This is a genomic window from Pseudomonas sp. MF6776, from assembly GCF_016613125.1.
GTDB classification, from domain to species: Bacteria; Pseudomonadota; Gammaproteobacteria; order Pseudomonadales; family Pseudomonadaceae; genus Aquipseudomonas; species Aquipseudomonas iridis.
On record NZ_JAENSQ010000020.1, the window covers coordinates 63,628 to 76,306 of the forward strand.

Here is a 12,679-nt window from a genome sequence, read left to right on the forward strand (position 1 = left end):
CCCTGCGCAAAAAACCGACTCACGTGTTGCGTCGGTCAATAAAACTCAATGTTCGATACAACGCTTCGATGCGCGGCAGTTCACACCCTGCCGCTTTCGCCGCCGCCAGGGGCCGGGCGTAGATGGCCTCCAGTTCCAGCGGTCGCTTGTGCACAAAGTCGTGGTACATGCTCGGCCAATAGTCGGGCAGTTTCTCGGTCATCGTAAACAGGAAGTCGGCGTAACCGGGCGCCACGTCCTGGCCGCACGCCTTGGCGCCCTGCACAACCTCGGCCATCAACGCCTGGATCAGCGCGCGACTGTCAGTATCGGCCATCAGCGCCGTGGTGCCCGCGCCGAGCAGCACCGAGAGACCGTTGTAGGGAATGTTCCAGATCAGCTTCTGCCAACGCGCCTGATGCAGATTGGGCATCGCCTGAGAATCAATGCCGGCGGCACGAAACAACTCGCAACCCTCTTCGACGATGGCCATGCGCGCCGCATCATCAGTAGCAGGGCCGCTGTGATAACCGACGTTGACTGCGCCGAGCGCCTGATGGGTGATCAGACCCGGGCCGTTGCGATGCACGCAAATCAAGCACAGACCGCCGAGCAGATGCAGGGAGTCCGGCAACAATTCGCGCAGGCTGTCTTCGACGTCCAGACCGTTTTGCAGCACCAGCACTTTCGCGCCTGGCTTGGCCGCCGCAATGATCGATGGCGCCAGCCCGGCATTGCTGGTGGTCTTGGCGCCGACCAGCAGCCAGTCGCATTTTGGCATGTCTTCAGCTGCCGAATAGGCCTGCACCGGATCGAGCTTGAGCGGGCCATGTACCGCACTGTCCACCTGCAAGCCACGTTCGGCCACGGCAGAAAATTCGCTGCGCAACAGAAAGTGCACATCGAACCCCGCCCGCGCCAGCATCAACCCGTAGAACCCGCCGATCGCACCGGTGCCGATAATCCCCACCACCGGTTTGTTGATTGTCCCCATTTATGGCAACTCCTCTGCAATTCGACCCAGTGCCTGCGCCAATGCAGTGTTGAGTGCGTCAGCTGTCAGACGCGTGTGCAATGCACCAAAGAACTCGCCGTCGCGCACGACAAACAGCGCCGGCAAATGAAAGACCTGATAACGCTCGACCAGACCGCCGTTGTTGCCCGCATCGATCCAGCACAGACGATCCACCGCCAGTGCGAATCCCGGCAGCACTTCGCGGGCGAAGCGGCAACTGGCGCAGCCGACGCTGGTGAAAATCACCAGCGAAACGCCGCTCATCGCCAACAGCCTTTGGTCGGCGTCGAAATCGGTCAGTTCGGATTCGACCACTATACTGGGGGAAACAATGTCAAATGGCTGACACAGGGAGTCTGTGCTCATGGGACGTTTCATTCCTCATCCGGACGAAGTGCCGGTTGAACTGACGTTGCTCACGCCCGAATGTATTTCCAGGCAACAGCTGCACACTATCAGCCTCGGCGGCATCGCTTGCAATTACCACCGTGCCTGGCGCCATGGCACGGCGCTGCAAGTACGCCTGCCGACACTCAACGCCGACATGTGTTTTCCGGGCTATGTGGCGTGGTGTCTGCGCCGCAAAAAAGGTTATCTGGTGGGCATCGCCTTCACTGACGAACAAACGCTGTTCAGTGCACGAATGGGTGAGCAGGTGTGTCAGATTGAACGCTACTGCCGCATCAACGACGCCCACGATGGCCTGCAGAATATTCAAGCGGCGGCCCTGCAATGGGTCGAACAACACGCCGACGAGTTCTCCCACGACAGCGTGAGCAAGGCTTTTACCCTGCCAGTGCTGGATTAAAGCGGCGTTTGCCCATTGTCGAGCAGCGCCTGACGCGCTAAGGTTCCGCTCCCCGACGCGCTTAAATCCGCTGTGCTCCGCCGCGCGGGGATCGCTGGCGGCCGGCACCCGTGACCTGACGAGTAAACGATGGCTGATTTACCGATCAACGACCTAAACGTCGCCTCTAACGAGACCCTGATCACACCTGATCAGCTCAAGCGTGATATCCCTCTGAGCGACGCCGCCCTGCGCACCGTCACCAAGGGCCGCGAAGTCATTCGCAACATTCTTGATGGCACCGACCACCGTCTGTTCGTAGTGATCGGCCCGTGCTCGATCCACGACATCAAGGCTGCCCACGAGTACGCCGAGCGCCTGAAGGTGCTGGCCGCGGAAGTCTCCGACACCTTGTATCTGGTCATGCGCGTGTATTTCGAAAAGCCGCGGACCACCGTCGGCTGGAAAGGCCTGATCAACGATCCGTATCTGGACGACTCGTTCAAGATCCAGGACGGTCTGCACATCGGTCGTCAGTTGCTGCTGGACCTGGCTGAAAAAGGCCTGCCTACCGCGACCGAAGCCCTCGACCCGATCTCCCCGCAGTATCTGCAGGACCTGATCAGCTGGTCGGCCATCGGCGCGCGTACCACCGAATCCCAGACTCACCGTGAAATGGCTTCCGGCCTGTCCTCGGCAGTCGGTTTCAAGAACGGCACCGATGGCGGCCTGACCGTGGCGATCAACGCCTTGCAGTCGGTCTCCAGCCCGCACCGTTTCCTGGGGATCAACCAGGAAGGTGGCGTGTCGATCGTCACCACCAAAGGCAACGCTTACGGCCACGTGGTGCTGCGTGGCGGCAATGGCAAGCCGAACTACGACTCGGTCAGCGTTGCGCTGTGCGAGCAGGCGTTGAACAAGGCGAAGATCAAGCCGAACATCATGGTCGACTGCAGCCACGCCAACTCCAACAAGGATCCGGCCCTGCAACCGCTGGTGATGGAAAACGTCGCCAACCAGATCCTCGAAGGCAACCAGTCGATCATCGGCCTGATGGTCGAGAGTCACTTGAACTGGGGCTGCCAGGCGATTCCGAAAGACCTCGCCGATCTGCAATACGGCGTGTCGATCACCGATGCCTGCATCGATTGGTCCGCTACCGAAAACACCCTGCGCAGCATGCACGCCAAGCTCAAGGATGTTCTGCCAAAACGCCAGCGCAGCTGATACGCGTTTTACAGGCATAAAAAAACGCCGGGCATTGCCCGGCGTTTTTGTGTGTGCGATTCAGATCTTTGCGGCGCGGCGCTGGTGACGCTCCATGTAGCGCTCGACGTAGGAGCAGGATGGAATCACCGTGTAGCCCATTTCTTCGGCATATTGCAGCGCGCTTTCCGTCAGCGCCGCCGCGATGCCACGACCGCGCAAGGCGTTGGGCACGAACGTGCGATAGATATCCAGGGTCTGTTTCCCCAGATCCATATAGGTCAGGTAGGCACGATGACCGTCCACATTGGTCTCGAACTGATGACCAGCCTGGTCATGGTGGATGGACAACGCCTCGCTCATCACTACTCCTCGCGGGTCTTGGATTCTGACCCCTACCTTACCGATGTTTTTCCGGCGAAGGAACATCTACGCCACCCCGTGCCTGATCGACACCGAGAAGAGACACACCGATCTCGTACAACCGAGCACCTGATAAATAGTAGGCACCATTGGCAAAATTGCTCAAGGTACGCTCGTCATCAAGCGGGTTGACGCGGGTTGCTCCGATGGACGCAGGGGCGGTTTGGGAGAAGATCTTCCCGGGCCGCTTACCTGAACATTGCCGGATGTTGAGACTTAAGACGTGCAACCTTTTTTAAAGTCACCTCAACATGTACAAAGATAAGCGAAGCAGCACGCAAAATCGGAACAAAAGTGTGGACGAATTCATCTAGAAAGACTTTAGCCAACACTGCAAAAACAACACGCCATGACGGGAACTTTTTCTGTTTGACTCGCTCAGCGCGGGGCTTGCAGCTGGTTGTTTTTTAAACAGACCAGTTAAAAGTTGCTCGAAAAAGAATCAGCGCCTACAATTTTTTTGCTTCTTGCTCTACGTCAGTTTACTTACTACAAGTAATGGGTAGTATGTACGCCGGCTATTTCCTCAATCGGAGGAGACAGCCACTTAATTGAAAGTCCTTGAAGGGGAACACGATGAACAACGTTCTGAAATTCTCTGCTCTGGCTCTGGCCGCAGTTCTGGCTACCGGTTGCAGCAGCGCATCGAAAGAAACCGAAGCACGTCTGACCGCTACTGAAGACGCAGCTGCTCGCTCCCAGGCTCGTGCAGACGAAGCTTACCGTAAAGCTGATGAAGCTCTGGCTGCTGCTCAAAAAGCACAACAGACTGCTGACGAAGCTAACGAGCGTGCTCTGCGCATGCTGGAAAAAGCTAGCCGCAAGTAATAGTCCTTCGGGATTATTATCAAGCCGACCCATATTTTGGGTCGGCTTTTTTGTGCCGGATGCTTTTGTCCGGACAATAAAAAACCCGCCGACGCTCACGCATCGGCGGGTTCTTTGTTTGAGCTTACTGCTGCAGATCGATCGGGGCGCTGGAGACCATCGGCGCCGAGGTGCCAGGCGTACCGATTTCGGTTGGCAGGCCATCTTCGGCTGCGACTACATCGCGCACCACATCCCAATTCATGCGCAGGTTGTTGGTGATGTCTTCACGCTTGAGCATCGCGTTGATCACCGCCGTGTGCTTGTCGACCACCGACGGATTACCTTTGTCGTCGATCGGCGTGTGCGCTTCCAGATAGACCTTGCCGCCACTGCGACCGAACTTGTACGCATCATTGAGGATGCGCACCGAAGTCCCGACCGGCACCATGCCAGCCATTTCCAGCACATTGTTGTTGAACATGCGGAAGCAACCGTGACTGGTGCGCATGCCAATGCCGAACTTCTTGTTCGAACCGTGGATCAGGTAACCCGGCGTGCCCAGGGTGAACTTGAACGGGCCCAGCGGGTTGTCAGGACCGGCCGGCACCACGTTTGGCAGCGGATCACCATCAGCGGCGTGTTCAGCCTTGATCGACGCTGGAGGCGTCCAGGTCGGATTAGGGGTTTTGGCGGTGATGGTGGTGTGCGCGATCGGCGAACCCCAACCTTCACGCCCGATACCCAGCGGGAAGGTGTACACCACGTTCCGCCCTTTGGGGTAGTAATAGAGGCGGTATTCGGCAAGGTTGATGACGATACCTTCACGCGGGCCCGGCGGCAGAATGAAACGCGTCGGCAGAACGATCTCGGTACCGGCACCTGGCAGCCAGGCATCGACGCCCGGGTTGGCCGCGACCATTTCCGAATAGCCCAGATCGTAGGTGGTGCCCAGATCGGCGAAGGTGTCTTCGTACTTGGCTTTGATCACTTGCACCTGGCCGACGATGTCTTCACCGGGTGGTGGCAAGGGAAGCTCCAATGCAGCAACGGGACCGGCCACACACAGGGCGGCAAGTGACAGGCAGCGGGTGACGGCAGGAAAGCGCGGCAACATCCGGAAAATCCTTCGCGTGATCAACAAGGGTATAAGAGCGCGATTGTACACCGCACTTGGAATATTCGGGGAGACAGGCCGATAGACCGTGCCTGCGCTCTTTTCATCTTAGAGCTCGAAACGCAACTCGGGCCAGATCGGCGAAGTGCCGCGCTTCTGCGACTCAAGGATCGCCCGGCACAGCGAGCACAGCCGCTGGTCCTGAAAGACCCGGCGATCCACGCTCGACCAGCGCGGTTGCGCCGGCAGCAGGCTGCCGCACAAGGTGCGATCGGCCGAGCCACCGAGTTCGAGTTGACGTGTCACCAGATGCACCCGCACTTCCTGGCAGGCGAACAGATCCAGCTGCTCGTCAGGCTCGATCAGTTGATAGGCAAAAAGGGACCAGGCAGAACGCGACATCGGGGCCTCCGATTAAGGGGGCGCCACATTAGCCGAAAGCCTGCCGCTAGAAAAGCCTCAAAGCAGCGGTTTCAGCGTCGGCCAGACATTTTCCAGCAACTTGCCTTGAGCCCCGGCCGCCGGGTGCAGACCATCGGCCTGCATCAGGTCCGGATGACCGCCCACGCCGTCGAGGAAAAACGGCACCAGCGGGATTTTCTTGTCGTCGGCGAGTTTGCCGTAAACCTCGGCGAAAGCATCGGTGTAGCGCTTGCCATAGTTGGGCGGCAACTGCATGCCCAGCAGCAGCACCTTCGCGCCGCTTTGTCGCGAACTGTCGATCATCGCCGCAAGGTTTTGTTGCAATTGCGTTGGCGGCATTCCGCGCAGGCCGTCATTGCCGCCCAGTTCGAGGATGACCAGATCAGGCTTATGCTCTGCAAGCAGCGCGGGCAGCCGCGCCTGGCCTCCGGCACTGGTGTCGCCACTGATGGAGGCATTGACCACTTTATCGTCGAAACCCTCCTGTTCAAGCCGTTGCTCAAGCAACGACACCCACCCCAAACGGGTATCCAGGCCGAAACCGGCGCTGATACTATCGCCAACGATCAGGACAGTACCCGCCGCTGCGTTCTGGGCCATGCACATCAAGGCCAGGCCAGCACTCAAAAACCACACTCGCATCGGATTCTCCATGGGCGCAAGCATTCTCACCGCGAAGAACCTCAGCAAAGTGGTTTCCAGCGCGGAAGGTGAACTGACTATCCTGCACGAACTCAGCCTGGAACTGAACAAGGGCGACAGCCTGGCCATCGTTGGCGCGTCCGGTTCCGGCAAATCCACCCTCCTGGGCCTGCTCGCCGGACTCGACCTGCCCAGCAGCGGCGAAGTCACGCTGGCCGGCCAGGACCTGAGCGGTCTCGACGAAGACCAGCGCGCGCGCATTCGTGCCGAGCACGTTGGTTTCGTCTTTCAGTCATTCCAATTGCTCGACAGCCTCAATGCCCTGGAAAACGTCATGTTGCCGCTGGAGCTTGATGGCCGCAAAGACGCCCGTGAGCGCGCCACCCAATTGCTGCAACGGGTCGGCCTCGGCCAGCGCCTGACGCACTCTCCGCGCCAATTGTCCGGTGGCGAGCAACAACGTGTGGCGATTGCCCGGGCGTTTGCTGCCGAACCTGACGTGCTGTTCGCCGATGAACCCACCGGCAACCTCGATAGCCACACCGGCGAACGCATCAGCGACTTGCTGTTCGAATTGAACAAGGAACGCGGCACCACGCTGGTGCTGGTGACCCACGACGAACGCCTGGCCCACCGCTGCCGGCGCCTGATCCGTCTTGAAGCCGGGCTGTTGGTCGCCCCACTGGAGCCTTGATGGCACGTCTGCCGCTATTGCGTCTATTCAGCCTCGCCATCCGCCAACTGCTGCGCGATGCCCGCGCCGGAGAATTGCGGGTATTGTTCTTCGCCCTGGTCGTGGCGGTGGCGGCGAGTACCGCCATCGGGTATTTCGGCGCTCGCCTCAACGGCGCCATGATGTTGCGTGCCACCGAGTTTCTCGGCGCAGACCTGGTGCTTGAAGGCAGCTCGCCGGCCCGTGAGGAGCAGATCAGGAGCGGCACCGAACTGCGTCTGAACCATGCGCAAGTGGTGGAGTTCTCCAGCGTCATCGCCACCGACAAAGGCATTCAGTTGTCGAGCATCAAAGCGGTTGATCGCGCTTATCCATTGCGCGGCGAACTGAAAAGCGCGCCGGCGCCCTTCGCCACTGAAGAGACCGGTGGCGAACCACAACCGGGCGAAGCCTGGGTCGAGGCACGTCTGCTGACTGCGCTGGATCTGAAGATCGGCGACAGCATCGATGTCGGCTCGAAGACATTGAAGCTGACCCGGGTGCTGACCTACGAGCCGGATCGCGCCGGCAACTTCTACAGCCTGACGCCGCGGGTGCTGATCAATCTCGACGATCTTGCCGCCACCGCAGTGGTGCAGCCCGGCAGTCGGGTGAGCTACCGCGAACTGTGGCGCGGCGAGCCGCAAGCGCTGGAAGCCTATCGACAGTTGATCAAACCGGGGCTCGCGGCGAACCAGCGGATTCAGGATGCCCGCGACGGCAACCGACAGATTGGTGGCGCGTTGGGCAAAGCCGAACGCTATCTGAACATGGCCAGCCTGGTCGCGGTGTTGCTGGCCGGGGTGGCCGTCGCTCTGTCGGCAAATCGCTTCGCCAGCCGTCGTTTCGATGCCAGTGCGTTGCTGCGTTGCCTCGGTTTGTCACGCCGCGAAACCATGGTGTTGTTCAGCCTGCAACTGACGGTACTTGGTCTGCTCGCCAGCCTCAGCGGCGCTTTGCTTGGCTGGTTGGCACAGTTGGGTTTGTTTGCGCTGCTGCATGATCTGTTGCCGAGTGATGTGCCACCGGGCGGCCTGTTTCCGGCCATCGCAGGGATCGGCACCGGGTTGGTGGCGCTGGCAGGTTTCGCCCTGCCGCCGCTCGCCGCGCTGGGTCGTGTACCGCCATTGCGCGTGCTACGCCGCGACATGCTGCCGATCCCATCGAGTACCTGGATGGTTTACGGCGCCGCTTTGGGCGCTCTAGGTCTGATCATGTGGCGCCTGAGCCTTGATCTGCTGCTGACGTTCGCACTGCTCGGCGGTGGCGTCGTCGCTGCGCTGGTGCTGGGTGGCCTGTTGCTGTTGTTGCTGCAAAGCCTGCGGCGGATGCTCGCCCGTGCATCGTTGCCGTGGCGTCTTGGCCTCGGCCAACTGTTGCGCCACCCACTGGCCGCAGCGGGTCAATCGTTGGCCTTCGGACTGATCCTGTTGTCCATGGCGCTGATCGCGCTGTTGCGTGGCGAACTGCTCGACACCTGGCAAAACCAGCTGCCAAAAAACGCGCCGAACTACTTTGCCCTGAATATTCTGCCGGCGGACAAACAGGCTTTCACCGATCACCTGATCAAGGTGTCTGCGCAAGCGGCGCCGCTGTACCCGGTCGTGCCGGGGCGGCTGATCAGCATCAACGGTGAGCCGGTGCGGCAAATCGTCAGCAAGGATTCTGCCGGCGACCGCGCGGTGCAACGTGACCTCAGCCTGACCTGGGCCGCGGATATGCCCGCCGGCAACAAACTGACAGCCGGATCGTGGTGGACCGACCAGCCAACCGGTGATGTACCGGGAGTGTCAGTGGAAGGCAAAGTTGCCGAGAGCCTCAAGCTCAAGCTGGGCGACCACATGGTGTTCAGTGTTGGCGGGGTCAATCGCGAAGCGAAAGTCACCAGCCTGCGCGATATCAATTGGGACAACTTCCAGCCGAACTTCTTCATGATTTTCCAGCCCGGCACATTGAAGGATCTGCCAGCGACCTACCTGACCAGTTTCTATCTGGCCGCGGGTCACGACCAGCAGATCGTCGAACTCTCGCGCGCCTTCCCGGCAGTGACCATTCTTCAGGTCGAAGCCTTGCTTGAACAGCTACGCAGCATCCTCGCCCAGGTCACTCTGGCGGTGGAATACGTGCTGTTGTTTGTCCTGGCAGCGGGTATGGCCGTGCTGTTTTCCGGGTTGCAAGCGACGCTGGATGAACGCATTCGCCAAGGCGCGCTCCTGCGTGCATTGGGTGCGGAGCGGCAATTGCTGATCAAGGCCCGGCGCATCGAGTTCGGCCTGCTCGGCGCGGTCAGCGGTTTGCTTGCGGCGATTGGCTCGGAAGTGGTGAGTCTGGTGCTGTATCGCTACGCATTCGATCTTCCGTGGCATCCGCATCCGTGGCTGCTGGTGCTACCGCTGATTGGCGCAGTGCTGATTGGCGGCGCTGGCGTGTTCGGCACGCGCCGGGCACTCAACGCAAGTCCGCTGACAGTGTTGCGCGAGGGTTGATAGACTCAAGCGCTCGTCACCACAAGAAGTTGCCATGAGCCGTTATCGCCCTCCCCGCACCGCCGGCACCGCGCTGATCACCCCTGAAGGTGAAGCGCGGATGCGTGCCGAATTCCATGAGTTGTGGCACGTGCGCCGCCCGCAAGTGACGCAATCGGTCAGTGAGGCGGCGGCTCAGGGGGATCGCTCGGAAAATGCTGAATACACCTACGGCAAGAAGATGCTGCGCGAAATCGACAGTCGTGTGCGCTTCCTCACCAAACGTCTGGAAGCACTCAAGGTTGTCAGCGAAAAACCCAGCGATCCGAACAAGGTCTACTTCGGCGCCTGGGTCACCATCGAGGACGAAGACGGCAAGCAATCGCGCTACCGCATCGTTGGCCCTGATGAACTGGATCTGAAGCTGGGCCTGATCAGCATTGATTCGCCGTTGGCCCGCGCCTTGATTGGCAAGGCGCTGGATGCCGAAGTGCGCGTGCAAACCCCGACCGGCGAACAATGCGTTTACATCGTGGCGATCGATTACCCGTAATCAGCGACGGGTAATCAGCCCCTGCCGCGCGACACGCACCAGTTGCTTGATCATTTCAGAGGCCTCTTCCTGACTCGGTGACTGAATCACCGCCAGATCGAAACTGTCACTGGCAAAACGCGTCAGCGACTCGCCGTCCTCAACGAACTGGATCAGGAACGCGGCAGGACCGCCGCTGCGCCGTGGCCAGCCGTCGAGATAACGCAACAGCGTCGGCTGATGTTTACCGCCAAGGAGGATTTTTGGATTGCGCTGGGTGATATGTGCCGTGATCGGCGCGGGACGTGCTGGAGGGCGTAATGCATTCATTAGTCGTGTCTCTGCCTCAAAAGTCTGCATGGCAGGTGAGAGGCAACACCGAACCAGCGCTTTAGCGGTATTTCGAAGCCCTGTTCCGGCTTCTGACGGTGACTGATCGAGTCACCTGGCGCCCCGCAAGTAGCTGTTTAAATCGGCGCATGGGCAACATCCTAGAGAACGTGACCGATCAGTGTCAAGAATCAGCCACAACAAAAAAAGGCCCGCACAATGCGGGCCTTTTGCTTGAGCCAGAGCGGTCAACCGGCGATGGCGCGGTCCACCGATAGCTTGCCGGCGCCCTCGATCAGTACCGCGAGGCTGCCACCGAGCAAAGCCAAGGCGAACTCGTAACCGTTGTTGGCCATGAACAGACCGTTGCTGATGTGCACGGTAAAGATCGCCACCAGCGACAGGACGGTCAAACCCAAGGCTGCCGGACGGACCAGCAGGCCGATGATCAGCGCCAGGCCAGCAAAAAACTCGGTACCACCCGACAGGACGGCCATGGCGTAACCCGGCGTCAGACCCAGGCTCTCCATGTACTGTGCAGTGCCGGCAAGTCCATACCCACCGAACATTCCGAAGAGTTTTTGTGCGCCATGAGCGGCGAAGATCACGCCGACTACGATGCGCAGGATGGTCAGGCCGTAGCCAGCGCGGGTGAACAGTACCTTGTTGATCAGAGAGCTCATGCTGCGTTCCTTGTTTTGCGAAAGTGTGTGTGGGTTGGCCGCTATATTAATCAGTTATTTTCATGTTTAAAGCGCAAATATTTCGCCATAACAATCGATTTATTTGATCATTTCCGTGAGACAACTTTCTGTCCACCGGGCTCCAACGACTCGCGCTCCCGATCGAACGCCAAGTAATACTTGTTCACGCTATTAACATAGCTGACGGCCCCCATTCCCACCTGCTCCATGGCAATACGCTCGACCTGAAAGAACCACTGGTTGGGATTGAGTCCACGGCGCCGGGCTTCGGCGCGCATGCCTTGCACTCGCTCGGGGCCGATGTTGTAGGCCGCCAGCGTGAACGCCATGCGTTCGCGCTCGTTAAGTTTGGGGCTGTTGAAGAACTTGCGGCGGATCAGCGCCAGGTACTTGGCCCCGGCCTGCACGTTTGCATCGAGATTCTGGATATTGTTCACGCCGACGCGCTGGGCGGCGGATGGCGTGATCTGCATCAGCCCGGTCGGGCCACTGCCGCTGCGGGCGTTGGGTTGCAGTGCCGATTCCTTGAACGCCAGCGCCGCCAGATTCAACCAATCCATATTTTGTGCAGCAGCGTGTTTTTGCAGGGTCGGGCGCAGTTTTTCCAGACGCTGACGGTCGGCCTTGGCCAATGGATAGTGAACCTGATAGAGCCTGCGATAAATACGCAGAAACGCCGCGTCTTCGTTCGCCGGTTTCTTGTAACCGCTGAGGAAGCGGTCGACGCTGGCCCGCAACATCGACGCATCACGGCGCACGAACCAGTTTTCCTCACCCGGCTCACTGATCACCAGTTGTCGATCAACACGCAGCTTGGGCAGGATCTTGCCCCAGCGCTCGGCAATCGGCAGTTCAACGACGGTCAGTTGAAAAATGCCGCCCTGAACCATCTCCAGTACATCCTCGACGGCCAGCGTCGGATCGACCCATTCGATCTTGATCGGCGCGAGTTTGTGCAACGCCAGTTTTTGATTGAGCTGACTGATCGCCTCCCCTGCTGCGCTGCCGGTTGGCAACGCGAGGGTTTTACCGGCGAGTTGCTCGACCTTGGTGTAGCGCCGCTGGCCTTTGATGCCCACCAGCACCAACGGCACGTTGCTGGCGATCGGTTCACTGCTGGCCACCGCATAACCCGGTTGCAGTTCGAGCAATTCCCCGGGCGCCACCAGGTCACCTTCCCCACGCTGCAACGCGCCGAGCAGTTGATCCTTGGCTTTGGGAATGATCTTGAGGGTAATTTCCTGGCCATCCCGGGAGTGGCCATTGAGGTATTGCTCGAAGGCACGCAGGCGATGGTATTCGACGCCGATGGCCTGGCCCTGGACTTCACCGGAACTGTTACGGCTCTGGTTGACCAGCACCCGCAACACGCGGCTGCTGCGAATCTCCGAAAGATCGCGGACTTTGGCGGCGGGCACGGCTTGTAGCGGCCCGGGCAGACGCGCAACCGCCGTCATTGGCAGTAGCAACGATGCACACAACAGCAGCAAAACCGAGGGACGAATCATCCACTCTCCGGAAAGGATACGGGGCAAAA

Annotated in this window: 15 protein-coding genes; 6 read left to right on the forward strand and 9 right to left on the reverse strand. The window is 59.7% G+C overall.

Features of this window, described 5'->3' with window-relative positions; translation table 11 throughout:
• Positions 1-19: 19 nt before the first annotated feature.
• Together JJD74_RS21110 and JJD74_RS21115 are read right to left on the reverse strand one after the other, a co-directional pair.
• Positions 20-973 (reverse strand): putative 2-dehydropantoate 2-reductase, encoded by a 954-nt coding sequence (locus JJD74_RS21110; RefSeq protein WP_200616727.1) that lies wholly within the window; start codon positions 971-973, stop codon positions 20-22.
• The gene (locus JJD74_RS21115; protein WP_047302379.1) at positions 974-1,360 is read right to left on the reverse strand and encodes a thioredoxin family protein; all 387 of its coding nucleotides are present in this window, start codon (positions 1,358-1,360) and stop codon (positions 974-976) included. It lies immediately after the preceding gene.
• Here JJD74_RS21115 and JJD74_RS21120 point away from each other — a divergent pair.
• Positions 1,359-1,802 carry a PilZ domain-containing protein gene (locus tag JJD74_RS21120; RefSeq protein ID WP_200616728.1) on the forward strand — a complete coding sequence of 148 codons (444 nt, stop codon included), beginning with the start codon at positions 1,359-1,361 and terminating at the stop codon, positions 1,800-1,802. The genes JJD74_RS21115 and JJD74_RS21120 overlap by 2 nt on opposite strands.
• 129 nt (positions 1,803-1,931) lie before the next feature.
• The gene (locus tag JJD74_RS21125) at positions 1,932-3,008 is read left to right on the forward strand and encodes a 3-deoxy-7-phosphoheptulonate synthase (protein WP_042560279.1); all 1,077 of its coding nucleotides are present in this window, start codon (positions 1,932-1,934) and stop codon (positions 3,006-3,008) included.
• Between the two features lie 60 nt (positions 3,009-3,068).
• Here JJD74_RS21125 and JJD74_RS21130 read toward each other — a convergent pair whose 3' ends face one another.
• The gene (locus JJD74_RS21130; RefSeq protein WP_003226804.1) at positions 3,069-3,350 is read right to left on the reverse strand and encodes a GNAT family N-acetyltransferase; all 282 of its coding nucleotides are present in this window, start codon (positions 3,348-3,350) and stop codon (positions 3,069-3,071) included.
• Positions 3,351-3,986: 636 nt separating this feature from the next.
• On the opposite strand from JJD74_RS21130, the gene oprI reads away from it, so the two are divergent.
• Positions 3,987-4,238: an outer membrane lipoprotei OprI gene (oprI, locus tag JJD74_RS21135; protein ID WP_003183784.1), complete on the forward strand. Its 252-nt coding sequence runs from the start codon at positions 3,987-3,989 to the stop codon at positions 4,236-4,238.
• 124 nt (positions 4,239-4,362) lie between these two features.
• Here oprI and JJD74_RS21140 read toward each other — a convergent pair whose 3' ends face one another.
• From JJD74_RS21140 to JJD74_RS21150, 3 genes are all read right to left on the reverse strand, one after another.
• The gene (locus JJD74_RS21140; RefSeq protein ID WP_042560280.1) at positions 4,363-5,334 is read right to left on the reverse strand and encodes a L,D-transpeptidase family protein; all 972 of its coding nucleotides are present in this window, start codon (positions 5,332-5,334) and stop codon (positions 4,363-4,365) included.
• Positions 5,335-5,442: 108 nt separating this feature from the next.
• The gene (locus JJD74_RS21145; protein ID WP_007908575.1) at positions 5,443-5,736 is read right to left on the reverse strand and encodes a hypothetical protein; all 294 of its coding nucleotides are present in this window, start codon (positions 5,734-5,736) and stop codon (positions 5,443-5,445) included.
• Positions 5,737-5,793: 57 nt separating this feature from the next.
• Positions 5,794-6,399: an arylesterase gene (locus tag JJD74_RS21150; protein ID WP_042560281.1), complete on the reverse strand. Its 606-nt coding sequence runs from the start codon at positions 6,397-6,399 to the stop codon at positions 5,794-5,796.
• A 10-nt stretch (positions 6,400-6,409) separates the two neighbouring features.
• Here JJD74_RS21150 and JJD74_RS21155 point away from each other — a divergent pair, with 10 nt between their 5' ends.
• Genes JJD74_RS21155 through greB form a run of 3 tightly spaced genes read left to right on the forward strand, consistent with a single transcriptional unit; the run spans position 6,410 to position 10,129 of the window.
• Positions 6,410-7,093 (forward strand): ABC transporter ATP-binding protein, encoded by a 684-nt coding sequence (locus tag JJD74_RS21155; RefSeq protein ID WP_042560282.1) that lies wholly within the window; start codon positions 6,410-6,412, stop codon positions 7,091-7,093.
• The gene (locus JJD74_RS21160; RefSeq protein WP_200616729.1) at positions 7,093-9,597 is read left to right on the forward strand and encodes an ABC transporter permease; all 2,505 of its coding nucleotides are present in this window, start codon (positions 7,093-7,095) and stop codon (positions 9,595-9,597) included. The genes JJD74_RS21155 and JJD74_RS21160 overlap by 1 nt, the downstream gene beginning before the upstream one ends.
• A gap of 34 nt (positions 9,598-9,631) precedes the next feature.
• On the forward strand, positions 9,632-10,129 hold the full coding sequence (gene greB / locus JJD74_RS21165) for a transcription elongation factor GreB (protein WP_025113125.1): 498 nt from the start codon (positions 9,632-9,634) through the stop codon (positions 10,127-10,129).
• Here greB and JJD74_RS21170 read toward each other — a convergent pair whose 3' ends face one another.
• The 3 genes from JJD74_RS21170 to JJD74_RS21180 form a co-directional block, all read right to left on the reverse strand.
• Positions 10,130-10,438 (reverse strand): hypothetical protein, encoded by a 309-nt coding sequence (locus tag JJD74_RS21170; protein WP_042560318.1) that lies wholly within the window; start codon positions 10,436-10,438, stop codon positions 10,130-10,132.
• Between the two features lie 248 nt (positions 10,439-10,686).
• A complete protein-coding gene (locus JJD74_RS21175) occupies positions 10,687-11,121 on the reverse strand; it encodes a DoxX family protein (protein WP_047302390.1) in 435 nt (144 codons plus the stop codon).
• A gap of 107 nt (positions 11,122-11,228) precedes the next feature.
• Positions 11,229-12,650 carry a transglycosylase SLT domain-containing protein gene (locus tag JJD74_RS21180; RefSeq protein ID WP_042560320.1) on the reverse strand — a complete coding sequence of 474 codons (1,422 nt, stop codon included), beginning with the start codon at positions 12,648-12,650 and terminating at the stop codon, positions 11,229-11,231.
• Between the last annotated feature and the right edge of the window lie 29 nt (positions 12,651-12,679).